This is a genomic window from Flectobacillus longus (genome assembly GCF_030056705.1).
Lineage (GTDB): Bacteria > Bacteroidota > Bacteroidia > Cytophagales > Spirosomataceae > Flectobacillus > Flectobacillus longus.
In genome coordinates this window covers 96439-122228 of record NZ_JASHIC010000011.1, presented here as the reverse complement: position 1 = coordinate 122228, position 25790 = coordinate 96439, and the positions used below count along the sequence as shown (strand labels likewise).

The window sequence follows — 25790 nt, the reverse complement described above, 5'->3', positions numbered from 1 at the left end:
TCAATTACTCATTTTATCCTTTATATTCAGTAGATTATGAAGGGTTTCCGCCTTTAAAGAATTTTCTTTTCTTATAAAACCTTGGACGTGAAGGTGCATAAGCAGCAATAATTTCATATACATCATTCGTTCCAATTTCCTCAGCCATTCTCAATAACAACAAAGCGCTCACCTCCGCATCCTCCATCGCATTATGGTGGTTAAAACGATGATTGAGTTTGTTTGTTGCGAGTGTATTCAAGCCATAGCCCGGTTCTTCTTTCCAAATCTTTTTCGACAACTCCAAAGAACACAAAGAAGCATACCTGATTGGCGGAATGCCATATAATTCCAGAACGGTACTCAATACCCCAAAGTCAAACTTTCCATTATGGGCTACTAAAGTAGTATTTTCAAGATAGGGTTTTATTTCAGGCCACACTTGGTCGAAGGTTGGTTGTTCCTCCAGCAATTGTGCCGACAAGCCATGCACACGGAATTGATAATACCCCACCTCAAACGGTTCAGGGCGAATCAACCATTCTTTTCTCTCAGTAATCACGCCATTTTCGACTTTGACTGCCCCCAAAGCACACGCACTACTTCTACTATTATTGGCAGTTTCAAAATCTATTGCTGTAAAATTCATACTAATAACATCTTCATCACATCGGTGCTTTTGGCTAAGCTATAGCCCATAAATCATTTTTGATTAACCGAATTTAAAATACATTCTAATTTCTGCGACTACAAATATCGGAAAAAAGGAGCGAAAATGGTAGAAAATGGTAAGGGGATTCTTACAGTATTTGGTAGGATTGTGAGATTAGTCTCAAGATGAGTAAACCCAGATAATAAGTTTTCCTAAACGAGAACTCCGTCGGATTTGTGAAGATACCTTTATTTTTTACTTTAGGAAAATCATTGGGTTATTAATCATTAAGGCAAGTTCTAAGTAGTGTTTGACAAAAGAATAACTATCACAAGCATGACCATCAATCTACCCATGCGATGGCTAACAACTTATGAAGAGTTAATTCTTAATAACGGCCGATATAACCAAGAAATGTTAATATTGATGATGGATATAAGGAAAAAGATATAGAGCTCAAATGTAGAACTTATTTTTGGCAATATAGTAAATTCTTAAAGTACAGAATAACACTACTTTCTTCACATAAAGTAGTTAACGTTAATAGGCATTTATCAACTACTTTATGTAAAAATTTTAGAAAAGGCTTAATTGCTCAATATGTTTAGGATGGAAAGTTCCAATTATAATAAATGGATTCTTGGCAGTTAAGTGATGTTGTTGTGTTGTACCTAAGAAGAAATGTAAATCTTTTGTTTTTGCAAAATCATCAAGATACTTTTCTTTTACTTGCACACAAGCTTTTTGCTCATTTTGTTGTTTAGAAAGACAATTCCAAAATAACTGACCAACTTCCCAATCCTCAATCATTAGTTTACTTCTTTTGCCATTTATATCTTCAAATGTATAAGAAAACTTATATGGTAACTTTTTGACAATTTTTGGGATTCCATCACTTACATTTTCGAAAATATTAAACTGATTGAATTGTTGAACCTTTTCTCTATCCCAATCACGTTCTACTTCTTCGTAAGTAAAATCAATTACTTTAGTCGGTTTAAAAACTGCAAGCGATGTATATTTAGTATTGTCTTTGGAATCCTGAATCAAAGATTCTAGGTTATTATAAACATTATTTAAAACATACTTTCTTCTGTTATCCCAACTTTTTTTGTCAGAGGGAATATTACCTACAACCTCAATTTGTGTATCATGAGAATAAGGTCTATAACTTTCCAATCTATAATCTTTCGAATTTCTAACCAAGTCTATTTCAATCCACTGATATTTTTTGTATTGTTCATGGAAAGGTTTCTCTCGAAATTTTATTGGATAAATTCTTATCCAACTTCCATCTTCAAGAAAACCAGCGGTGCAAACTAATTCTCCATATTTATTTGAAAGTGTAGGATAAGTTTTTACAGTGATTAATACTTTGGTTTTAGCCATAATTAAATATGCTGTAGTTTATAATGATAGTGGGAATGCTCTATTACGGATTCGGATAAATCTTTCCTATGGCATTGACAAATATTCGCTTCGAAACATGTTAATGCGACTCGGTGTTTATCTTTTAATAAATTTAATATTTTTTCTTGATATAATTTAGTGTTATTAAGAACCTCTTTTCTATAAGAAACAAATAAATTATCGTAGTCAACTTGACAATTAAGTTGTTGTCTTTTATCCGATTCTATACCTAGCTCAGGAATATGTATGTATTCTATACCAAGGCTTTCACAAGCAGATTTGAGTTGATGCTTGCTAAACCCAAATTTCATACTTAAGGGGTTCTTTCTAACATCACACAAAACTTTTATATCATATTTAATTAGTTTATTAAGATATTCTTCGAGACTAACACCTTCATAACCAATTGTGTAAAGAGCACTTTCTTCTGATATTGGCTTAAGTAATTTTATGGCTTCAATTTCTGGTTCCGATAGGTACTTATTAATAATTATACTATTAAATGCTAATTCAGGATATTTTTGATAGGTAAGTTTTATCAGCTCGTCCTTAGATTTATTAAAGTTTACGGATTTTAATCTAACAAAAGATTTACGATCCACTTCTTTTAGGTCCTTAATGTAACTACGGCTGTCAATTTTTATGAACTCATCTGACACTTGGTCTAAAATCTGATACTTAGTCAATGCGCTCAAATCTGCTGAAAGTTGGAATGAATAGCACCCAAATTTGTTTGGCACAAAATGATATACTGGTTTTTCTTGCTCTTTAGTAAAAAGCAACGTTAACTTTTGGAGGCTTACTTTATCAAGTTTTCCTCCAAATAATTCAATTAATGAAAGTAATATTTTTCGTCTGTAATACATAATACAAAAGTACATCTCAATTCAATAGGATTTAGTCTTAACTCAATCATTATTTTTCTCTACAAACTACGAACCTAATTAACCTTTTCCTACTCTTGAATAGAATAACCAAACCATTCCGATTAAAGGTATCTTATTGAAGAAGGCACCTTAGTTTTTCGTCTTGATGAGATACCTGATGATAAACTATGCAACCAAAAATAATTACAACTTCCTACCTTCAAGGCTATCAAATTACTCAAATAATTAAAATGGCACTGGATTTTTTAATTGATGCCTTACAGATAGTTCAGAAAAAATCAATTAAAACATAGGAAACAAGCAGATTTCAATCACCGAATACCAACCGTTCACGTTTTTGGTCTTTACGAGGGTTGGTTCTGATAGTAAATGGCTTTGAAAATTTGAGTCTTTTTCCATTCTTTTTTTTAACTGCAACTGACACTTTACTGACATTTTACTGACACTTTAGTGACAATTCGAAAATGTGGTGGTGTATATAACAACAAAATGCCCTCTGACATAGTCTGAGGGCATTTTTTCTGAAACAAAACCACAAGAACCATTACTTGTGGTCATGCTTGTATAGTTATTAATCCTAAACTTCGATTAAAGATTCGTCGTGTTGTGAAATATCCAAACCAACTCTTTCTTCTTCTTCTGTTACACGCAATGGAACGATTTTGTCTGTTATAAACAACAATGCGTAAGATGCTAAGAAAGCGAAAGCTGATACTACAACTAATGCAACGATGTGTTTGATGAACAATGAAGCGTCGCCAGAGATAAACAAACCTTCTTCTGCTACTGCTCCGTTGATTGCTTTTGAAGCAAACAAACCTGTCATCAACATACCCATCATACCACCTGTACCATGGCAAGGGAATACGTCTAATGTATCATCCAATTTAGAGTTAGCTCTCCAGTGTGCTGCAATGTTAGACACGATTGCTGAAACAGTACCGATAAAGATAGCTGCAGGAACTGATACGAAACCAGATGCTGGTGTGATAGCTACTAGACCAACTACTGCACCGATTGAGAAACCTAATGCTGATACTTTACGACCACGTGTTACATCAAACAATACCCAAGACAAACCTGCTGAAGCTGCTGCTACGTGTGTTGTAGCGAATGCTGATACTGCTAATGCTCCTGCGCCTACTGCCGAACCTGCGTTGAAACCAAACCATCCGAACCATAATAAACCTGTACCTAGCAATACGTAAGGAATGTTTGCTGGAGGAAGAATGTTTGCCTCAACATGAGATTTACGACGTTTCAAGTAAATAGCACCTGCTAAAGCTGCCCAACCTGCTGACATGTGTACTACAGTACCACCTGCAAAGTCAAGAACACCATATTTGAACAACCAACCATCTGGGTGCCATGTCCAGTGAGCCAATGGAGCATATACTACTACACAAAACAATACCATGAACAATACAAAAGCACGGAAGTTGATACGTTCAGCTAATGCACCTGAAATCAAAGCTGGAGTGATTACAGCAAATTTCATTTGGAAGAATGCAAACAAAGCAAATGGAATTGTTGGAGCTAATGACCAAGGTTTTCCGTCGAATACACCTTTGAAAAATGCGTAATCTAATGGGTTACCAACAATACCGCCGATTGAACTACCAAATGCTAATGAGAAACCAAAAATTACCCAGATTAGCGTAATTACTCCCATCGCAATAAATGATTGCAACATTGTAGAAATTACGTTTTTGTGGTTAACCATACCACCGTAGAAGTATGCCAAACCTGGAGTCATTAATAATACTAATCCTGCGGATACTAACATCCAAGCGATATCACCTGTGTCAAGACCTTCAGTTACTGCTGGACCAGGAGTTGGTACAAAAGCTGCAAAAATTGCAATTACCAGGAGGATCAACATTGGGATCCAAGTGGGTTTTTGTTGTGTCATGATACTAAAAGTTTTAGGGTTTATGGATTTTGTTTTCAGAGAATGTCATATTCTTAATAGATATATGACGATTATCTTATATTAAGTCAGGAATAAAGGGATAGTATTCCTGACTTAGTGTAAATAAATATCTTAATTAAAATTTGTAAATCATAGCCCAAGTCAATGTTGACTGTGATTTTACATCTTTACCATCTCCATCTACGAAGAAGTTTTTGTCGTAAGAGTCTACTCTGAATTCTGGTTTCAATAACAAGTGACCGTCTGCTACAGTAAATGTTGGAGTGATAGTGAATGAATTTACGCTTACACCACTACCAGTAGCATCAAGTAGTGCAGTTACACCGTCTTTGTTAGAGAATGATTCGTAACGAGCGCCTAAGCTAAATGTGCTAGTGAAATCGTATTTAGGATACAATGCGATACCACCCCATGTCTTTCCACCTTGCTCACCAGTTGCAGCATTCAAACCAAACAAAAATTTGTCTGTTACTTGATAAGTAGTAGCTACATCTAACAAGTTATATGTTCCTGTTGGTGTCAATCCTGTAACAGGGTCTTTTGAGTTACGGTTGATTGTAATACCGTTTACATATACGTTCCATCCTGCTGTTGGTTGAACAAATACTTGTGCAATCAAACCTGGTTTGTTGTTATTGCTGTACAATTGGTCAACACCACTTACTATACCACCCATCAAAGCAAATTTGTCAGACACTGCATAAGCAGCTTTAACACCTACATGGTAGAAAGGACCGTTGTTGAACAAGTTTGAAAGCGAGTAGTGGTAGTTTACTGGAGCATCAATTACTTCATAACCGATGTGTGTACCAAACTGACCTGCTGTCAATGTTAATTTATCTGTAGCCTTCCAGTTGAAATAGGCTTGTTTGATAATCAATGAAGATGATCCATCTTTTCCTAATGGTCCAATGTTATTTCCGTAGTTACCCAAGTCAGCGTTTGGACCGAATGTCAAGTCTAAAACAACATCAGATTTGCTAGTTGAGTATCCAATCTTAGTTTGAGCCAAACCTAAAGAGAATCCAGTTTTTTGATCAAATGCTCTAGCTGTACCAGAAGCACCTGTGTTCTTCATATCTCTAGGATTATTGAAGTTTGACAAATAGTAAGAATCAATGTATCCAGAGAATGTAAACTTACCTTTATCTTCTTCCTTATCTTGAGAAAATGCAGGAACTGCTAAAAACAAAGAAAATAATGCCGTTAAAGTCTTTTTCATAATATTATTTGGTTAATTGATTAATTATTAATGCTTGATTACATTGCAAATATTATAGGTAAAAATCATTAATCCAAATTTTTTAGATAATTTTTAAACCTATTTTTTGCTATTTTTCAAAAAATAATCCAAAATCAATCTTTTTATAAACCAATATTACCTCTTTTTACATAAAAATTTAACAAACAAGTTCGTTTTTAAACTTATTTGGCAAATCAACCGATATACCAAATATTATTTTTTGCACATTTTGATATTTTTTTGGATTTTTTCAATAAAAAAGCCCCGATTTCTCTAGAAATCGGGGCTTAGAGCCTTACAGTACAATTGTACTATACCATGTTATTCTGCATGTAACCATGCTTTTTTAGCCAACAATGTTTCTTCGTCTTCCACATAGTCTGGATCTGGAACACAACAGTCAACTGGACAAACAGCTGCACATTGTGGTTCTTCGTGGAATCCCATACACTCAGTACATTTATCAGATACTATATAGTAAAACTCGTCAGAAACAGGAGCCATTGGGTCTTTACCGTTGATAACAGTACCGTCTTCCAATTCAACATCGACCAATTTTGTCCCACCTGACCAAGTCCACTCTACACCACCCTCATAGATTGCAGTGTTTGGGCATTCTGGTTCGCAGGCTCCACAGTTGATACACTCCTCAGTGATAATAATTGCCATAGCTTTTTAAATAATTGATTAAAACGTTATCGGTTTATGGCTATCGGTTAATCGGAAAAGATTATCGCGCTAAATTCAAAATTTATTGATAATGGTTTTGATAACTGATAACTAGCCACAAATTTAATAACTAAACAGCGAATAGACTAGATAGTTTGAAGACTATTGTAAAAATTTTATTTCCTCTTTTTGATTACCTTTGTGAAAATTATCGAATAATTATGACATTAGAAGCAAGAATTGAGGCTTTTTGGGCGCTTGGACGCTTTTTAAAAGACCCCAAAAATCAATCAGAAATTGAACTTTGGGTAGATTTAGCCTACCATCAAAATAACTGGTTTACTCCCGAAAATACTCGTTCAGCTATCGAGGCTATCGCTAATTACTTCTTGGATGAAACGGCTATTAGCCAATGGATTGGTAATTATCAAATCCCAAATGAAAACCCAAATCCTCAACGTGTAGGATTAATTATGGCTGGAAATATTCCAGCGGTAGGATTCCATGATTTATTCTGTGTGTTGATGTCGGGGCATATCTGCGTAGTAAAACTTAGCACACAAGATACCGCTTTGATGAGAGGGCTTATCTCTAAATTATTAGAGTTTGCACCAGAACTTCCCATTGAATTTGCTGAACAAATGAAAAATGTGGATGCTTTGATTGCAACTGGCTCAGACAATACAGCTCGTTATTTTGAATATTACTTCCGAAACAAACCACATATTATTCGTAAAAATCGTAGTTCGTTAGGCATAATCAAGGGCGATGAAACTACAGAAGAGTTTTTGGCGCTAGGACAAGATATTACTTCTTACTTTGGGTTGGGCTGTCGCAATGTTTCTAAATTATATGTACCAAAAGGCTACGAGTTCATCAGTTTCTATGATGCCATTGAGCCATTAGGTGACATTTTCTTGAATCATAAATACAAAAATAATTACGACTACAACAAGTCTATTTATCTGATTAATGGCGTAAAACATTTTGACAATGGTTTCTTAGTAGCTACGCCAAGTGAAAATTTGGTCTCTCCTATCTCCGTTATTTTCTATGAGGAATATGAAAATGAGCAAGATTTGGCAGAGAAATTAGCCCTCCATGAAGAAAAAATTCAGTGTATCGTTTCAAAAGATGGTTGGTATCCTAATTCAGTTCCATTCGGAGATGCGCAATGTCCCAAATTGGCAGATTATGCCGATGGTGTAGATACTATGAAGTTTTTGTTGGAAATGGGAAATGTAACAAAGCAATAGGGTTTAGTAAAAAGTATTCAAATAAAATAGTCTCTAAGAGGTAAAAACCTAATGGAGAAACCACATAAACGACTCCCAAAAGCTCCGATAAGACTTTGAGTCATACTACTAAGATATAGTTCACTTGAGGCTACATCTTAGTAGTTTTTCTTTTGGTAGGTTCAACTAGATAGAATTCTTTATTGTCATTATAAATTTTGAAGTTAAATTGTCCTAGAAATTAATTCTTTTGTTAACAAATTTTTATTCAATACAGGTTTTGCCACAATGAAGGGTAAAATTGTTAGCTGAAAAATCTGACTCACCTCAATTTTTATGGTTTAATAACTGTTTCGTATTCAATAATCTACATTGGTTATAAAACAAAACGACAGAACTTCTGAGAAAATAATGATACACAATAAGACATATTCCAGCTTCCGAATAGTTGTTCATGCAGCATACGAAAACGTATTTTCACATTTCTATTTTGCCCATAATCAATCGAGCGAAACCATAACAAAAACGTTATTGCCTTCTTATCAAACCATTATGATTTTCAATTTTGGAGCCAAAGCATTATTGCATTCACTACAAAACACACAAATAGAAGTTGAAAAGTGTTTTGTGTTAGGAACAATTAAGAGGGCATTTTCTTATTCGTTACCTCCCAAATCAAAAATTTTGGTTGCCAATTTCAAAAACGATGCTTTTTTTCGATTCTTCGGCAACGTTTCGCTTACCCAAAATGTACCGATAAACCCCGATGACTTATCAGATGAGAATTGTTTTACGGCGTTATGGTATAAACTCAATACAATCGACAATGTAAACCAACAGGTAAACTACATACTTGAATTTTGTGAACCTTATTTGCGTGAACGAAATGTAATAGCGGAAGAACTAACGAATCTCAAAGAAAAATCATTAAACTCAATAAAAGTCGTTGCGAGCAGCACCAAACAATCTGAACGCAACATTCAAATCAATCATAAAAAGTATTTTGGATACTCAGCTAAAGAGATTAATCGCTATCAACGATTTATAAAAGCTGTTGAGATGATAGAAAATAGTACTTCAATGTCATCAAAAAATGATTGGTTCACTATCATCAACGAATGCGGCTATTACGACCAAAGTCAACTTATCAACGATTTCAAGCATTATTTGAATATAAGCCCAACAAAATACCTAAAATTCCAGCAGGACATTTGTAATCCTATCAACTGATTTCGTTTTCTTACAATTTTAGCAGGCAGGACTATTCTACTTTTGTGTCATCACATTTAAAAAGTAGAACAATGAAACATTTGATTATTTACGCTCATCCAAATACTCAGAGTTTGAACGGGCATTTCAAAAAGGCAGTAATTGAGAAGCTTACCACCAATGGACATGAAGTGGAGGTTAGGGATTTGTACCAACTCAACTTCAATCCTGTTCTTTCACTAGAAGATATTGCAGGACAACACAAAGGGCAAGTTGCAGAAGACGTAAAAACGGAACAAGATTTTATTTCTTGGGCAGATTGTATTACGTTTATTCACCCTATTTGGTGGACAGGTTTACCTGCTATTTTGAAGGGCTATATTGACAGAGTTTTCAGTTATGGCTTTGCTTACCGTTATGACCAAGGTATTCAAAAAGGGTTACTAACAGGAAAACAAGCCGTAATTATTAACACACACGGGAAATCACACGCTGAATATGGTGAGATAGGAATGGACAAAGCTCTATCACTTACCTCGGACAAGGGTATTTACTTGTATTGCCGTTTGGAAATCAAAAAACACTTTTTCTTTGATAAAGCAGACCGTGCCAATGCTGATACTATCGACCAGTGGACACAGCAGATTGCAGAAATATTTTAAAGGCTGCCTTTCAATTGGTACTCCTATGTATAAATTTTCATTTGATTAAGTTCATAAAAAAAACGGGGAAGCCTTAGTGAGACTTCTCCGTTTTATATGCTTGAATTTAATATCAATTAAAGAATAAATTTCTTTCCTTTTATTCTCTTGTAAACGTTACCGACTTCCCAAAAATTGGTTTACCAATATATCCTCTCACATCTAATGTATTACTGTTTTTGAGTGTTAAAACACAGTCATACGTTTTCCCGCTTCTTGGGTCGTAGATAGTGCCATTTCTCCAAGTATTTTTTGATTCAGCAATAAAGTTTTTCAGTAGTATCAAACCTAACATGGGTTTGTTGCGCAATGACTCATCTTGGTTTTTATTATCTAACACAGGCTTTCCGTTAATAGAAGGTTGTTTTAGCCAAGCTATTTTTCCATGATACTTCCCATTTTCTTCATAAATTAAAATTTTGGAAAGCTTATCTGCCGTTAGCCACATTCCTTCAACAGAAGTACTTTCTGTTTTATAAAAATGAGAGAATAGCAAAATAAAGCCTATTCCAAAGAGGTTAATGAGCATTTTCATAGATTATCAATTATTGTTAATGAGTAAACTTTTTTGAGCGTTGAATGTTATGAAGAACTTTTACAACCCCATAAGCTGCAAGTGAGCCAATCAAAGCTCCACAAATTACATCGCCAGGGTAATGAACTCCAACATAGATACGGCTGTAACTTACAATTATTGCCCAAGGAAATAAAAATTTGACCCAAGCGTGTTGCTTTCCATATTGTAGATAGAAAAATACGGCTAAGGTAAAACTATTAGCAGCGTGCGAACTGCAAAAGCCATATTGTCCTCCACAACCTCCTACCAAATGTATCACATTAGCTAAACTGGGCTCATGGCAAGGTCGTAATCTAGCGACCCAAGGCTTGAGCAAACCAGAACAAACTTGGTCTGAAATCAAAATACATAACAGTATAGCAACAAGTATCTTCCAGCCTGATTTATCTTCTTGTTTTACAATAAAATAGAGAAAAAAGAGATACAAAGGAATCCATGTAAACTTATTGGTCATCAAACTCATAAAACTGTCCATGACAGGATGATGAATACCATTCAACAAAAGAAAGGCTTGTGTATCTAATGATTTGAGAGCTTCCAACATAAAAATGAGGCTATTCTTATCTGATGAGGAGAAAATTAACCGTGTCAAAAGTGTAATCATAAAATTACACTCAAAACTCAGTACTCACAATTCAGCACTCACTTGACACGGTTTGATATTTTAAACAAATCTTAAAACTTTACGAACACGCTCAATCGTTGCTTTAGCGATTTCTTCCGCCTTAGCTTCTCCGATTTTCAATTTTGCTTCTAGCTCGTCCAAGTTATTCATATAATACTCAAACAAACGTCTTTCTTCAGCAAACTCACGAACTAATACTTCATGCAATGCTTGCTTAGCATGACCATAACCAAAACCTCCTGCCAAATATTTTTCACGCATTGAAGCAATCTCTTCGGCTGTTGCCACCAATTCATATAACTTAAATACATTACAGGTATCAGGGTCTTTCGGTTCTTCCAATCCTTTTGTATCTGTAACAATTTTCTTGACAACTTTCAATAATTCTTTTTCAGGTAAAAATACGTCGATGAAGTTGCCATAAGATTTACTCATCTTTTGTCCATCAATTCCAGGAATTGTCATAACTGACTCATCAATTCTTGCTTCTGGAAGCACCAAAACCTCCTCCTCATACTGACGATTAAATGCAGAAGCAATATCACGTGTCATTTCAAGGTGTTGACGTTGGTCTTTCCCCACTGGCACTAAATGCGCATCGTATAGTACAATATCTGCCGCTTGTAATACTGGATAGGTAAACAAGCCAGCATTGACACTTGCCAACTTTTCAGATTTCTCTTTAAAGCTATGAGCATTAGCCAACATCGGAAATGGCGTAAAGCAATTAAGATACCACATCAATTCGGTATGATAACCAGCCAACCTTGATTGACGATAGAAAAAGTTTTTCTCAGGGTCAAATCCGCAAGCCAACCATGCGGCTGCAATAGCATAAGTATTTTGACGAAGTGCATCACCATCTTTCAAACTTGTTAAAGTATGTAAGTCGGCAATGAACAAAAATGATTCATTATTTGGTTCTTTAGACAAGGCTACGGCTGGGCGAATCGCTCCCAAAATATTTCCCAAATGTGGACGCCCCGATGCTTGAATGCCTGTTAGTATTCTCATGCTAGAAGGATTAATTGGTTCTTTGTGATATTGAAGCCTTCGCAAGCTTCGAGTCCATTTTTATACAAAATTCCACAAATTCCTCCAATCCGTCAAATCATGGTTTGAACATTTTGAGTAACTTCACAAATAAGAACTGATACAAATCTATAAAAAGTAAACACATGGCCATTACTCAACAAACTTTTGACTTCCTTAATCAACTCAAAATCAACAATAACCGAGAATGGTTTCACGCCAACAAGAAAGAATATGATGGGGTAAAAGCAAGTTTTGAAGAAAGCATCCAAGAATTAATTAATAGTATTGGAACATTTGAAAACCTGTCTGGCGTAAAAATTAAAGACTGTAATTACCGAATTGCCCGTGATGTGCGCTTTTCGGCAAACAAAGATCCCTATAAAACATGGCTTTCGGCTAGTTTTTCGGAAGGCGGACGCAAGTCTGGAAAAATGGATTACTATTTACATATCGAAAATGGTGGTTCATTCCTTGGGGGAGGTATGTATTCGCCAACTGCCGAGCAACTCGCCGCTTTTCGTCAAGAAATAGATTTTAGTCCAGAAAGTTTAAAAGGTATTATCTTTGACCCACTTTTTGTCAAAACCTTTGGAACGCCCGAAGGTGAGAAAGTAAAAACGTCTCCAAAAGGTTATGATAAAAACCATCCAGAAATTGAGTTATTGAAATGGAAACAAATGTTTTTCTGGAAAAAATTCACCAATGAAGAGGTGCTTTCACCCAACTTTGTGGAACAGGTAACTGAAACGTGTAAGATATTAAAACCTTATTTGGATTACCTGAACGTAATTTTCTTTGACCACGAAGAACCAGATATTCAGTTGTTGTAGAAATGAAATTAATTCTGAAATAGGTTTCTTTAAACTATTTCTTTGCCAATATTACCTTTAGAAATTATGCAATTTAGTCACTTACACTGTCATACACAGTACTCCTTACTTGATGGAGCTTCAAAAATTTCGGGGCTTTTTGCCAAAGCCAAGGCTGATAATATGCCTGCTGTGGCCATTACTGACCACGGGAATATGTTTGGAGCATTCCAATTTGTCGCGGAAGCTGGAAAACATGGAGACGTAAAACCTATCGTAGGTTGCGAGTTTTATGTCGTGGAAGACCGCCACAAAAAAGCTTTCTCCAAAGAACAAAAAGACCGTCGTAATCACCAATTGATGCTTGCCAAAAACCGCAAAGGTTACGAAAACTTGGTAAAACTATGTTCATTGGGCTACATCGAGGGTTTATACGGTAAATATCCTCGTATTGATAAAGAGTTGATTCTACAATACCATGAAGGGTTAATTGCCACAACATGCTGTATCGGTGCGTCTGTTCCTCAGGCCATTTTGAGACACGGGGAGGAAGAAGCGGAGAAAGAATTCAAATGGTGGCTGGATTTATTTGGTGAAGACTATTATATCGAGGTACAAAACCACGAAATTCCCGACCAGTTGAAGGTCAATGAGGTTTTGTTAAAGTTTGCGAAGAAATATAACGTAAAAGTTATTGCCTCCAATGACTCTCACTATCTCGACCAAAAAGATGCCAACGCCCACGATATTTTACTTTGTATCAACACTGGCGAAAAGCAATCTACGCCAACTTACAAGGATGTTGATGATGGCGAAAGCGTGAAGGGAAAGCGTTTTGCTTTTTATAATGACCAATTTTATTTTAAGTCAACACAAGAAATGACTGACCTTTGGAGTCATATTCCAGAGGCAATTGATAATACCAACGAAATCGTTGACAAGTGTGACCATTTGAAATTGAAGCAAGATATTTTGCTTCCTAACTATCAAATTCCAGCTGGTTTTGTTTCTCAAGATGATTACCTCGAACATTTGACATGGGAAGGCGCTCGTAATCGCTATGGTGAAAATTGGGAGGAACCTCATATCAAAGAACGTTTGGCGTTTGAGCTACACGTAGTTAGAACGATGGGATTTGCAGGTTACTTCTTGATTGTACAAGATTTCATCAATGCAGGTCGAGACTTAGGCGTATTTGTAGGGCCTGGTCGTGGTTCGGCGGCTGGTTCGGCGGTGGCGTACTGTATCGGTATTACCAATATTGACCCGATTAAATACAACCTCCTATTTGAGCGTTTCTTGAATCCTGACCGTAAATCAATGCCCGATATTGATACGGACTTCGATGATGAAGGTCGCCAAAAGGTAATTGATTATGTAGTAGATAAATATGGTAAACAGCAAGTTGCGCACATTGTAACGTATGGTACAATGGCTGCCAAAATGTCTATCAAAGACGTAGCTCGTGTAATGGATTTACCACTGAATGAATCCAATGAACTAGCAAAATTAGTCCCTGATAAACCAGGCACTAGTTTGAATAGAGTAATGAATGCCCCATTAATTGGTGAAAAATCACTTGCAGAAAAAGAACAATTACAAGCTGAAGATATAGAAAACGTTAAGAAACTCCGTGAAATACGTCGAGAAGGTTCTTTGCGTTCAAAAGTATTAGAAGAAGCCTTGGTTTTGGAAGGTTCTGTTCGTGGTACGGGTATTCATGCTGCTGGGATTATTATTGCGCCCAAGGATTTAACAGAAATTTTGCCTGTTGCTACTTCAAAAGAAGTAAACTTATTGATTACGCAATTTGAAGGTAAAATCATTGAAGATGCAGGAGTAATCAAAATGGACTTTTTAGGTCTGAAGACCCTTTCTATCCTGAAGGAAGCACTTCGTTTGATTAAACAAAATTATGGTGTAGTTATCGATTTAGATACTATTCCTCTTGATGATGTAAAAACTTACGAACTGTACCAAAGAGGCGAGACAAACGCTACCTTCCAATTTGAATCTGGCGGGATGCAAAAGCACTTGTTGGATTTAAAGCCCGATCAATTCTCGGATTTGATTGCCATGAACGCCTTGTATCGTCCTGGCCCGATTGCCTATATTCCCAACTTTATTGCTCGTAAACATGGTCGTGAGGAAATCTCTTACGATTTGCCCGACATGGAGGAATACTTGGCGGATACCTACGGAATTACCGTTTATCAAGAGCAGGTGATGCTTTTGTCTCAGAAATTAGCAGGATTCTCGAAAGGAGATGCCGACGTTCTGAGAAAAGCAATGGGTAAAAAAGACCGTTACACGCTTGATAAAATGAAAAGTAAGTTTGTGGATGGTGCCAAAGAAAAAGGGCATCCTGAAGACAAACTCAACAAAATCTGGACAGACTGGGAAGCCTTTGCACAATATGCCTTTAACAAATCTCACTCGACTTGTTATGCTTTTGTAGCTTACCAAACTGGCTATCTAAAAGCCCACTATCCTTCGGAATACATGGCTGCTGTGATGTCTAACTCTTTAGGCAACATTGAAAAGATTACCTTTTTTATGGAAGAGTGTAAGCGCATGGGATTGCCTGTATTGGGACCAGACATCAATGAATCTTACCGCTCGTTTGCTGTTAACAAGAAAGGAGAAATTCGCTTTGGATTAGGTGCCATCAAAGGAACTGGTGATGCAGCTGTAGAATCTATTATCGAGGAGCGTGACAAAAATGGTCCTTACAAGGATATTTATGACTTTGTGACTCGTGTAAATTTACGTACCGTAAACAAGAAAACACTCGAAAGTTTGGCGTATGCAGGTGCGTTTGACTGCTATCCAGAAATTCACCGTGCTATCTATTTTGAAGAAAGTGAAGGCTCTACTTTTATTGAAAAAATTATCCGTTATGCCAACAAATCTTCTGAAATAGCTTCTTCGGCACAGGCATCATTATTTGGAATGCTGGGTGAAGGTGGTGGAGCAGATATTGCAAAACCCAAAATTCCAAGTATTGAAAAATGGTCGCAAATGGAGCGATTAAAGTTCGAAAAGGACGTTGTGGGCATCTATATCTCTGGTCACCCGCTCGATAGTTATAGACTTGAGCTTGATAGTTTTTGTACCACTACACTTGATAAAGTCATGGATCCTGCCTACAGAGGGAAAGAAGTAAGTGTAGGAGGTATTGTTACAAAAGTAGTAGAACGCTATTCCAAAAACGGAAATCCATTTATGTTGTTTACACTTGAAGACTATAATGGTAGTTATGAATTTGCGCTTTTTGGTGAGGATTTTGTCAACTTATCCAAATATGTTTCACAAGATAGATTCTTGTATGTAAAAGGTACTATTCGCAACCGTTGGGGCAAACCTGATGATTGGGAATATAAGCCTATGAGTATGCAATTGCTCTCGGAAATTAGGGATAAATATACCAAAGAACTAAGTATCACTTTAGGACTGCAATCAGTAAATGCGATGATTGTGGATTCACTCAATCAACTTTTTCTCAAACATCAAGGTACTTGTAGTGTTTCTGTAAAAGTTGTCGACCCTGAAGACAAAGTTGAGGTTACTATGCTTTCAAGGAAAAATAAAATATCTCCAAATAATGAATTCTTGGAGGAGCTTCAGCAAATCAATGGAGTGACTTTTAAGTTGAATTAATTGGAAGGGCATAGTTAGGAAGGAACAAAGGCACAAAGTGAATAATCTCGAATTGAGTGATTTGCGCTTTAGTAATTATGTTAAAATTTGTAATTAATGGTAGAGAGGTTACACTTTACGTTTAAAGCAGAAATAGCATAACAATATCAAAAAAGCGGTTGAAAATGAATTTCAACCGCTTTTTTGATGTAAAATCATAGAATCATCTCAGCTTTAAACTGTTTCTATTGTGTAGGCACTTTCAACTTTTACATCCACCTATTTGATTGTTTTATTACAAATCTCCACTTGGCCCAAAAAACTCATAATGTAATTGCCCTTCTGGAATTTCTAATGCTAAAAGCATTTGTTTGACTTGTTTCATAAATGGTACTGGACCGCAGAAATAATATTCAGCATCGAGTGATGAGATATTTGCTTTAAGGATTTCAGGCGTAAGTAAACCTTGATAATCTGGTTGGTCGGTCGATGATGGCTCATCGTAGATTGAAATCACTTTCAAGCTCTCCTTTTTACCCGCTAACTGACGACTTCTTTGGTCAAAAGCATGAACAGCTCCATTTTTGGCACATTGAATAAACAAAACTTCGTTTTCGGCGTGATGAAATAAATTCATGTACATACTCATCAAAGGTGTAATTCCAACACCCCCAGCAATCAATACGATTGGTTTTTGTGTAGGTTCTAGTACAAATTCACCCGCAGGAATCCCCAAATTGATGGTATCTCCAACCTGAGCTATCTCATGCAAATAATTTGAAACAACACCTGCGGGCTTACCTGTTTCCTTTTTAACCGAAATTCTTAAGGTATTTTGAGTTGTACAACCTGACAAACTATAATTTCGTGTAAAAGTATTTTCAGCACCAGCAATAGAAACATTTACTGCTACATATTGTCCAGATTTGAATTGTGGTATTGAAGTATTATCAGTAGGTTTCAGATAAAAACTAGTAATGATACTAGACTCCTCTTCTTTTTTTATAATTGTATAACTTTTCTGTCCACGATAACCACCCTCCTGCTGCTCAGCTTCTTGATAGATTTTTTCTTCAATGCCAATCAACAAATTAGCTAACTCTTGATAAGCTTCAGCCCAAGCATTTATAATATCATCGGTAGCTGCATCTCCCAAAACAACCTTTATTGCCTCTAATAAATTAGTTCCTACGATATCATACATTTCAGGAGTAACCGACAAACTTGTATGCTTTTGTGTGATTTGAGTGATAGCTTTTGCCAACACTGCTGGATTTTCGATATTAGCAGCGTAGGCGTACACGGCATTTGCCAAGGCACGCGGTTGGGTTCCGTGTACTTGGTGAGTCATATTAAAAACATTTTTGAGAGAAGGATTTCTTTCAAATAACAATTGATAAAAAGTTTTCGTAATTGCCTCTCCATGAACGGCTAACACAGGCACGGTAGCCTTTACGATTTCTATAGTTTTTGCACTTGCCATAATATTACAATAAAGAATAAAAGACCTTTTAATCTTTTATATGATTAAAAAAATGTGTTTTATGAAAATGATTACATGGTGATATTGCCAACATCATAACGATTCCTCATAAACGGTTCTTTGTCCTTATCTGAAGGATTACCATTTACGAAAAAAAAATATTTATTTACAACTCACCAATAAGCTTACCGCTTCAAAAAGGTCAATCCATCGGCCAAACCTGTAGCTACATCGTACAGCGAGGTAGTTTCGAGAAGTTTGGTAATGTCGGCTCTAATTTTAGCAAATTGACTATGTAAAGGACAAGGATTAGCTCCGGAACACTCCTTTAGTCCTAATCCACAACTTTTGAAAATATCGTCGCCATCCATTGCGCGCACCACCTCTGCCAATCGTTTTTCTTTCATCGCCGATTCGGGAATTTCAAATCCCCCATGTGGTCCTTTTACCGAATCTACAATATGATTTTTGGATAAAACCTGCATGATTTTTCCAGTAAAAGCTTCAGGCGATTCTATGGCTTGGGCAATATCTTTTATCCCCACCCTTTTTTGTACTAAAGACTGAGAAGCAATATAAATACAGGCTTTGATAGCATATTCGCAAGTTTTAGAAAACATAACTACTTTTGTTAATTAACATGACAAAGATAAATCATTAATAAAAGATAAAAAAGTCTTTTATTTGATTTTTTATATAATCACCCCAAGAAAGTTTTCCTAAAGTACGTTTACATTTCTAGAATTTAACTGCTTTTTTTATTCCAATAAAAATAAAATGGTATGCCTGAGGCAATTAGACCCAAACCAGAAATGGCCTGTACAGGTTGAGTAAACAACGTGACTGTGACCAATACCAAACAAAATAAGATAAAAACCATTGGTATATATGGATAACCCACTACTTTGTAAACTCGTTTGAGCGCTGGTTCTTTCTGTCGAAGCAGTATAACCCCATATGCTGTGGCGCCATAATAAATAAAAGACGCAAAGACTAACATATCTGTCAGTTGGTCAAAACTACCTGACCAAATCAATAGAACCGACCATAATGCTTGAAAAAGAAGTGCATAAGCAGGTGTTTGATATTCTGGGTGAATATGAGCTGTTTGTTTAAAAAATAACTTATCTCTTCCCATGGCATAAAACAACCTTGCTGACATCAAAATAGTGCCATTGGTGGCGTTTAGAGTAGTAAGCAAAATTAAACACGCCAATAATATCGTACCAATTGGGCCAATCATTATTCTCGCCACCTCAATTGCTGCAATGGTATTAGGAGTTTCATTCATACTAATAAATGCTTCAATGGGTAGTATTCGAAGATATACCAGATTGAGCGATACATAAATCAGTATGACAGAAAGCGTCCCAAAGGTGAGTGCCAAAGGCAAATTTTTTTGAGGAGATTTGACCTCCTCTCCGATAAATCCTATATGATTCCAACCTTCATACCCCCAAAATGCGCCTAAACAGGCAGCAAACAAAGCTTTTATCCACGACCCTGAAGTTCGATTGTGATATACTTCGAGATTTGAAGAATGGTTTAAATTTTGCCAAGAGCCCTGCGGACTCCATAAGCCCCAGCACACAAAAACGGCTACTGCCAAAAACATCAAAAATGTCAGTCCATTACTCAATTTCTCAGCAATTGTTAATCCTTTATAGTTGACATAGCTAAGCGATGCGACCAAGAGCGTTGCTATTACCTTGATTAAAATAGGTGCATCGATGGAAAATATCTGTAGATGTTGGGCAAAAATTGAATAAAATGATTCTGCAAAAACATACGCTAGGGCTGCAATTGAGGCTGTTTTCATCACAGTAAAATTACCCCAACCATACAAAAATGCAAAAAATGAATTATAGACTTTTCGGTAATACTGATACTCCCCTCCCGAATCAGGAAAGAGACTTGCCATTTCGGCAGTTGTTAGTGCCCCAGCCAAGGTGATAAGTCCTGCCACAATCCAACACAATAGCACCAACCAAGGCGAACCCAACTCGGCCGACATAGGGGCTATTTTTTTGAAAACTCCCGAACCAACAATCACACTTACTACAAGCAAGCTTGCCGAACGAAGTCCTATTTTGGGCTGGAGAATAGACATAGATGAGTGCTGAGTTAGAAATACTGAGTTTTGAGTTTTTTTGAATGATATTAGATTATTCGATTATAAATAAAGTTGATACTTCATAAAACAGACTTTTAAACTAGTGGTGTGCTTTAGAAATTCTTCGTTCTATTTAGCAAGTTAAAGGATAAATAAAGTAATACCTTTATCAATGGTTCACCTTGAAGATATCCGTTAACTAATAACTGATAACTTCAATTTATTACTTTAACAAAGAAAACCCAAATCCACTTTTTTTGTTGAGATACATCAAACCATTTTTGACTTCAAAACCTCCTGTTACCAAATCTTCTGCCAAGTCAAAACTGCCATCCAAGTCAAGGTATTTTGTATTTGGACAAGCATAGGCAAGATGTAATGCAGCCGTAATGCTGGCAATACTTTCGTCATTGCAGCCCCAAAACAGACTAATTCCAGCATTTTTGGCAATTTGAGCAATTTCAATAGCGGGTAAAAGTCCACCACATTTCATTAGTTTGATATTAAAAATACCAAATCTTTGAGGCTCTGAAGCAAACTTAATGGCGTAGTTAGCATCTTTCAAACTTTCGTCTGCGGCAATTACTGAAGTATAATCTAAGGTTTGATACAAGCTCTTTTCTTGTCCTACTTCAATAGGCTGTTCAATTAATTCAATATTAAGACTTTGGGTTTGTTCAAACCATTTTTGAAGCGTATCTATATCATATCCTTGATTAGCATCAACACGAATTGTTATGGTATTGCCAAATGATTTACGTAGGGCAATTACTCTTTCTACATCTTCTTGCAAATCTAATCCTGTTTTAATCTTCAGTGTCGTAAAACCTCCAGAAAGGTATGCTTTTGCTTCATCTAGGGTTTCTTCTACACCTTTTATGCCAACTGTTACTGAAGTTGGCAATACTTCGATTTTTCTTCCGTAGAAATCTACTACAGGTATTCCTAAATATTGACAAAAAGCATCATGAAGCGCTAAATCTATAGCAGCTAAGGTGCCAGGCAGATAGCCAAAATACTGCTGCGCTTCAAAAATAATTTGTTGAAAATGTCTTATATCACTTCCGATAAGGTTTTGAACAAAATCAGTTTGTAATGAAGACAATGTCTGAACTGGATTTTCACCAACAACCTCCTCAGCAGGACTTGCCGACCCTACACCAATAATCCCATTTGCTAATTCAATTTCTAAAAATACCAATTGTACATCAGAGAATGTACTATAAGCAATAGTATAAGGTTTGGTAAGTTTCAAATACTTGATATAAGCACGAATAGCTACAATTTTCATGGTATTGGGTTAGTTTAAAATTAAATTTAAAACCTCCTCTACCCCTTCCTGTAGTGGCAAAACAACAGGGATTCCTAATTCTTTTTGATAGCTTTCTTTAAATCCAAGATATTCCTCCTCTGTACAATCTTCTGTATTAAGTGCCAAAGCTATCACCTCAGCTCCAAGTTTTTGTATCAATTCAATTTCTGAACTCACACTTGGTATTTCGCCCCAATGGGGCTCGTTGTCATAATATTTTCTCTTGGGTGCATGTACTAATACAACCTTTTTGGCATTTCCTGAAATAATAAACTCAAATCCACAAGGACCACTTGGGTTTCTTAACGCAGATTGCCCTTCGAGCAAGATAAAGGCGGGCTTAGTTTCTTTCCAGCAAGTGACAATGGCATGTTCTAATTCGCCCGAAACAAAATCATTGAGTGTCGAATCAAATACAAAGCCGTATTTTCCACCTTGCAACCAGCCCGTTTGACCTGTATAAATCATTTCGGCTGATATACCCTTTTGAGCTGCACTTTGGCGTAATAATCTGGCTGTGGTACGTTTTCCCAAGGCACAGTCCATACCCATAACCGCTACAATAGGCACATCTACTTGATTGATTTCTCCTGACCAAAAGTGTAAATCTTGACGTTTTTTAGGTTTACGAATATCTATGAGTTCCAAGTTTTTTTCCTCTGCTAATTTGACAAAAACTGGATTATCAGTCAAATATTCATGAAGTCCGTTTACTACAGAAATACCTGCTTTCAGCGCCATTTCAACAACTCCAACCATCGATGGAGGCAAAACCCCACCCACAGTTGCTACTCCTATAATTAAAAAACGAATCTCGTTTAATTGTTCAATAGCTTCTTCTAATGAACCATATATGGGAATATTTCGATGTTTTCCATCCAAAATTTCTCCAGCATCTTTGCCCGACAACTTAGGGGAGTCAATTACACCAACAATGTCAAATCGCTCAGTGCCTCTTATCAAGCCATGTGCTGTTTTGGCATCGTTTGTTTCCAATAAACCGTTGGCTAATACTACAGCTGTGTTCATACTTATGAGGTGATAGGGTGTTAAATAAGGGCAAAAGCAAATCAATGCGATTGCCCTATTAGGATTAGATATTAAGGTGAAAAATGAATACTATTTAATAATTATTTGTCCTGACAATTTCCCTGTAGGTATTTGGTCTTGCCAAACTAATTCACCATTGACCCAAACCATTTTGATGCCTGAAGAAATGGCTTTTGGGTTTTTCACATCTGCATGATCAATGACTGTTTCAGGGTCAAACAGCACCATATCAGCATAATAATCTGGTTTGATAAGACCTCTGTTCTTGATACCCAAATTTTCAGCAGTAAGACCCGTCATCTTGTAGACGGCTGTTTCCCATGAAAATAGCTTTTTCTCTCGAACATATTTACCTAAAACTCTCGTAAAAGCCCCATGCCCTCTCGGATGTCCACTTCCTGCCCCATCTGAGCAGATATTGGTGTGTGGCCAAGCCAATATTGCCTCCACATCTTCATCATCCATAGATTTTCCCATAATCGCTTCAATTCCTTCGTCATAATCAGGGTTCTTCTTATCAAACTCCTCCGCTTCAGCAACTAAATCCATTAAAGTTTGAGCTTCAGTTTTTCCTCGTAAACTAGCGATTTCTGACAGCGTTTTACCTGCATAAGATTTATTAGGAGCAAACCTTACAATGATAGATTCTTTTGGGTCAAAAAGCTGTTCTGTGGCCATTTGGGCACTCTCAAGATTGGTATAATCTCTTTTGGGAAAGAGAACCCTCAAGGTTGAATGCCAAAAAGTATAAGGATAGCAGTCCGCTGTAATTTGAATACCTTCTGCACGAGCTTCTTGAAGTTTTGCTAAAATTTCGTGTGCAGATTTCCATTGAGAACGAAGGGCTATTTTTCCATGAGAAATTTGAACAGGAATTTTTGCTTCTCTGCCAATGTCAATAATTTCGTCGATAGCTTCTGTCAGATTTATATCTTCGCTTCTGATATGGCTCATATATCGTCCGCCGTTTTTGGCAGCTACTTTTGCTAATTCGAGAACTTCATTTCGGTTTGAGAAAAAAGAAGATTCATACTCTAGCCCTGTATTTAGTCCAATAGAACCTTTTTGAAGCTCACTTTCTAACAACACTTTCATTTTATCGACCTCCTCTGGCTTGGCTGTTCGATACAAACCTCGCGGTCCCATCACTTTTTGTCGGAGCGTGGCATGTCCTGTATAGGAAGCAACGTTAACCGCAACAGGTTTTTCTTGCATCCATTTACTCAAACTATCCATGGCATAACTACTACCATCTTGTCCAATGACAATCGTCGTAATGCCTTGACTGAGCATTGGTATGGCAGTAGGAGTTTTGTCCAAACTTCCAAAATGATGGCTATGCGAATCAATAAAGCCAGGTGCAAGAATTTGTCCATTTCCATCAGTAACAGTCTCGCCCACAAAAGGTTCTAATTTGCCAATTTCCCAAATTTTGTTATCTTTAATCCTAACCTGAACTTGTTGGCTTGGTAAACCTGTACCATCTATCAACTTGACATTTTTGATTAAATGTGTTTGGGATAAATGAAAAGGTTTATCCGAAAGAATTTTTTTCAGGATATTTCTAAAAATGGGATTTGTCCCATTGGATAATAAAATAGCAGTTGTTTGAGATTGATTATTTCTGAAAATAGCATTTTGAAAACCAACCCAAGAACCTGTATGTTCAAAACCATTTTTAGTAATTCCCCAACCAAAACCATAAGGATAGGTTGTGCCATCATTGAGGATAACAGGTTTGAAAGCCTCTGCCCAAGTAGCAGGCTTTAGTACTTTATTTTCAGAAACTAATTGAACCCATTTATTCAAATCCTCGGCACTAGCATAGATATTGCCATCGCCAACAACCCCATCCAAACGAATGAGGTCATTGGAAATGGATTTCCCATTTTTCCTTTCAAAACCTAAAACACGTTTTCTGTTTTGATTAGGGCCATTCAGAAAATAAACAAAAGTGTTTTTTAGTCCGAAAGGCTGGGCAATTTGAGTGCTGAAGAAGTGTTCGAAAGATGTTCCAGAAGCTTTTTCAATAATACTTGCCAAGAGCAAATAACCTGTATTACAATACTCCCATTTTGCTCCAGAGGCAAAATTTAGCGGAGGATGTTTTTCGACCAGTAATTGAATGAGCTTATCGTTGGTGAGCGTATCGAGGGTATTGAGATGGCTCATTGCCAAATCAAAATATTCTGGCAAACCAGAAGTATGAGTCAATAGTTGACGAATTGTAATCTCTTGATAAGGGAAATTTGGAATAAAATTTATGACTTTCTGGTCATATTCCAATTTCCCTTGCTCAAAGAGTTTCATAGTCATCGTTGCTACGAATTGTTTAGTAATTGAGGCAAGATTGAAGGGCTGAGCCGCATCTAGCGCATTGCGCTGTAAGTAATCAGTCCACCCAAGTGCCTTTTGAAACTTGATTTTTCCTTTTTCGGACAAAAGAACCACTCCGCTAAATTGACCCTGAGCATATAAGACTCGCATGGCACTATCCACTTGGGCAATTTTTTGGGGAGTTAACTGGGCAGTTGTCCTACAAAAAGGATAAAATGCTGCCATAAGCAACAATAACAAGTTTCTTTTTAGAGGCATTTTATCAGATGTTTATGCTGATTACTTATTCGAAATTTATATTTTATTCTTTAAAGTAATAAAAATCACTATACTAATTTTTGTCATTTTCAGAAAAATAAGCATATTTTGCTTTATTAACATACAATTAAATTATCAAACAGAATATTATGCTGGACCCTACCGACCAACAAATTCTTCAGTTATTACAGCAAAATGCCAAACTAACCATTAAAGAATTAGCCGAAATGTTGAATTTGACCACATCTCCTGTATTTGAGCGAATCAAACGGTTAGAAAAAGACGGTGTTATATCGGGCTATGTAGCCTTGGTAAATCCCGAAAAAACGGGGCGTGGACAAGTGGTTTTTTGCAATATTTCCATGCCTATTTATACCCACGAAAACATCGATACCTTTGAGCAAATCGTACAAAATATGTCAGAGGTAATCGAGTGCTATCACTTGGCTGGTACGGTTGACTACCAGCTCAAAGTATATGTTAAAGACATTAAAGAATATGATGGTTTTTTGCGCAGAATGGCCGAAATCCCTTCTATTAAGGTACATAGTAGTACCGTTGTTCTTCATCATGTAAAATATACAACGGCAGTTCCCGTAGATTAAAACTTGTATCTTTATAAATCAAACTAAAT

The 25790-nt window shown here is 36.4% G+C and carries 21 protein-coding genes; 6 read left to right on the top strand and 15 right to left on the bottom strand.

Annotation, left to right across the window (positions count from 1 at the left end):
• Positions 1-34: 34 nt before the first annotated feature.
• The 6 genes from QM491_RS09405 to QM491_RS09380 all read right to left on the bottom strand — a co-directional run bounded on the left by QM491_RS09405 (position 35) and on the right by QM491_RS09380 (position 6773).
• On the bottom strand, positions 35-628 hold the full coding sequence (locus QM491_RS09405; RefSeq protein WP_283327252.1) for a 3'-5' exonuclease: 594 nt from the start codon (positions 626-628) through the stop codon (positions 35-37).
• A 579-nt stretch (positions 629-1207) separates the two neighbouring features.
• Positions 1208-2020: a DUF8758 domain-containing protein gene (locus tag QM491_RS09400; protein WP_283327251.1), complete on the bottom strand. Its 813-nt coding sequence runs from the start codon at positions 2018-2020 to the stop codon at positions 1208-1210.
• A gap of 2 nt (positions 2021-2022) precedes the next feature.
• Positions 2023-2907 (bottom strand): DUF488 domain-containing protein, encoded by an 885-nt coding sequence (locus QM491_RS09395; RefSeq protein ID WP_283327250.1) that lies wholly within the window; start codon positions 2905-2907, stop codon positions 2023-2025.
• Between the two features lie 598 nt (positions 2908-3505).
• Positions 3506-4810, bottom strand: coding sequence for an ammonium transporter (locus QM491_RS09390; RefSeq protein WP_283327249.1), 1305 nt, complete (start codon positions 4808-4810; stop codon positions 3506-3508).
• 166 nt (positions 4811-4976) lie between these two features.
• Positions 4977-6083: a porin gene (locus QM491_RS09385; RefSeq protein WP_283327248.1), complete on the bottom strand. Its 1107-nt coding sequence runs from the start codon at positions 6081-6083 to the stop codon at positions 4977-4979.
• A 342-nt stretch (positions 6084-6425) separates the two neighbouring features.
• Positions 6426-6773, bottom strand: coding sequence for a 4Fe-4S dicluster domain-containing protein (locus QM491_RS09380; protein WP_283327247.1), 348 nt, complete (start codon positions 6771-6773; stop codon positions 6426-6428).
• Between the two features lie 221 nt (positions 6774-6994).
• On the opposite strand from QM491_RS09380, the gene QM491_RS09375 reads away from it, so the two are divergent.
• The 3 genes from QM491_RS09375 (at position 6995) to QM491_RS09365 (ending at position 9879) form a co-directional block, all read left to right on the top strand.
• On the top strand, positions 6995-8029 hold the full coding sequence (locus tag QM491_RS09375; RefSeq protein ID WP_283327246.1) for an acyl-CoA reductase: 1035 nt from the start codon (positions 6995-6997) through the stop codon (positions 8027-8029).
• Positions 8030-8419: 390 nt separating this feature from the next.
• The gene (locus QM491_RS09370; RefSeq protein ID WP_283327245.1) at positions 8420-9238 is read left to right on the top strand and encodes a helix-turn-helix domain-containing protein; all 819 of its coding nucleotides are present in this window, start codon (positions 8420-8422) and stop codon (positions 9236-9238) included.
• Between the two features lie 71 nt (positions 9239-9309).
• Entirely contained in the window at positions 9310-9879 is a 570-nt protein-coding gene (locus QM491_RS09365) for an NAD(P)H-dependent oxidoreductase (protein ID WP_283327244.1), read from the top strand.
• A gap of 139 nt (positions 9880-10018) precedes the next feature.
• Here the strand turns inward: QM491_RS09365 and QM491_RS09360 are convergent, their stop codons facing one another.
• From QM491_RS09360 to trpS, 3 genes are all read right to left on the bottom strand, one after another.
• Positions 10019-10453 carry a DUF2147 domain-containing protein gene (locus tag QM491_RS09360; protein ID WP_283327243.1) on the bottom strand — a complete coding sequence of 145 codons (435 nt, stop codon included), beginning with the start codon at positions 10451-10453 and terminating at the stop codon, positions 10019-10021.
• A 16-nt stretch (positions 10454-10469) separates the two neighbouring features.
• A complete protein-coding gene (locus QM491_RS09355; RefSeq protein WP_283327242.1) occupies positions 10470-11039 on the bottom strand; it encodes a phosphatase PAP2 family protein in 570 nt (189 codons plus the stop codon).
• A gap of 120 nt (positions 11040-11159) precedes the next feature.
• Positions 11160-12134 (bottom strand): tryptophan--tRNA ligase, encoded by a 975-nt coding sequence (gene trpS / locus QM491_RS09350; protein ID WP_283327241.1) that lies wholly within the window; start codon positions 12132-12134, stop codon positions 11160-11162.
• A gap of 164 nt (positions 12135-12298) precedes the next feature.
• On the opposite strand from trpS, the gene QM491_RS09345 reads away from it, so the two are divergent.
• Entirely contained in the window at positions 12299-12985 is a 687-nt protein-coding gene (locus QM491_RS09345; protein WP_283327240.1) for a DUF2461 domain-containing protein, read from the top strand.
• Positions 12986-13051: 66 nt separating this feature from the next.
• A complete protein-coding gene (gene dnaE / locus QM491_RS09340) occupies positions 13052-16624 on the top strand; it encodes a DNA polymerase III subunit alpha (RefSeq protein ID WP_283327239.1) in 3573 nt (1190 codons plus the stop codon).
• A 274-nt stretch (positions 16625-16898) separates the two neighbouring features.
• On the opposite strand, the gene hmpA is transcribed toward dnaE, so the two are convergent.
• The 6 genes from hmpA to QM491_RS09310 all read right to left on the bottom strand — a co-directional run bounded on the left by hmpA (position 16899) and on the right by QM491_RS09310 (position 25156).
• Positions 16899-18086 carry an NO-inducible flavohemoprotein gene (gene hmpA / locus QM491_RS09335; protein ID WP_283327238.1) on the bottom strand — a complete coding sequence of 396 codons (1188 nt, stop codon included), beginning with the start codon at positions 18084-18086 and terminating at the stop codon, positions 16899-16901.
• A 185-nt stretch (positions 18087-18271) separates the two neighbouring features.
• Entirely contained in the window at positions 18272-18706 is a 435-nt protein-coding gene (locus QM491_RS09330; RefSeq protein WP_283327237.1) for an RrF2 family transcriptional regulator, read from the bottom strand.
• 125 nt (positions 18707-18831) lie between these two features.
• Positions 18832-20196: an APC family permease gene (locus QM491_RS09325; RefSeq protein ID WP_283327236.1), complete on the bottom strand. Its 1365-nt coding sequence runs from the start codon at positions 20194-20196 to the stop codon at positions 18832-18834.
• Positions 20197-20422: 226 nt separating this feature from the next.
• Positions 20423-21490, bottom strand: coding sequence for a mandelate racemase/muconate lactonizing enzyme family protein (locus QM491_RS09320; RefSeq protein ID WP_283327235.1), 1068 nt, complete (start codon positions 21488-21490; stop codon positions 20423-20425).
• Positions 21491-21499: 9 nt separating this feature from the next.
• Entirely contained in the window at positions 21500-22540 is a 1041-nt protein-coding gene (locus QM491_RS09315; protein ID WP_283327234.1) for an N-acetyltransferase DgcN family protein, read from the bottom strand.
• A gap of 90 nt (positions 22541-22630) precedes the next feature.
• Positions 22631-25156 (bottom strand): serine hydrolase, encoded by a 2526-nt coding sequence (locus QM491_RS09310; protein WP_283327233.1) that lies wholly within the window; start codon positions 25154-25156, stop codon positions 22631-22633.
• Positions 25157-25305: 149 nt separating this feature from the next.
• Between QM491_RS09310 and QM491_RS09305 the strand changes: the two genes are divergently transcribed.
• Positions 25306-25761 carry an Lrp/AsnC family transcriptional regulator gene (locus QM491_RS09305; RefSeq protein ID WP_283327232.1) on the top strand — a complete coding sequence of 152 codons (456 nt, stop codon included), beginning with the start codon at positions 25306-25308 and terminating at the stop codon, positions 25759-25761.
• Positions 25762-25790 lie beyond the last annotated feature (29 nt).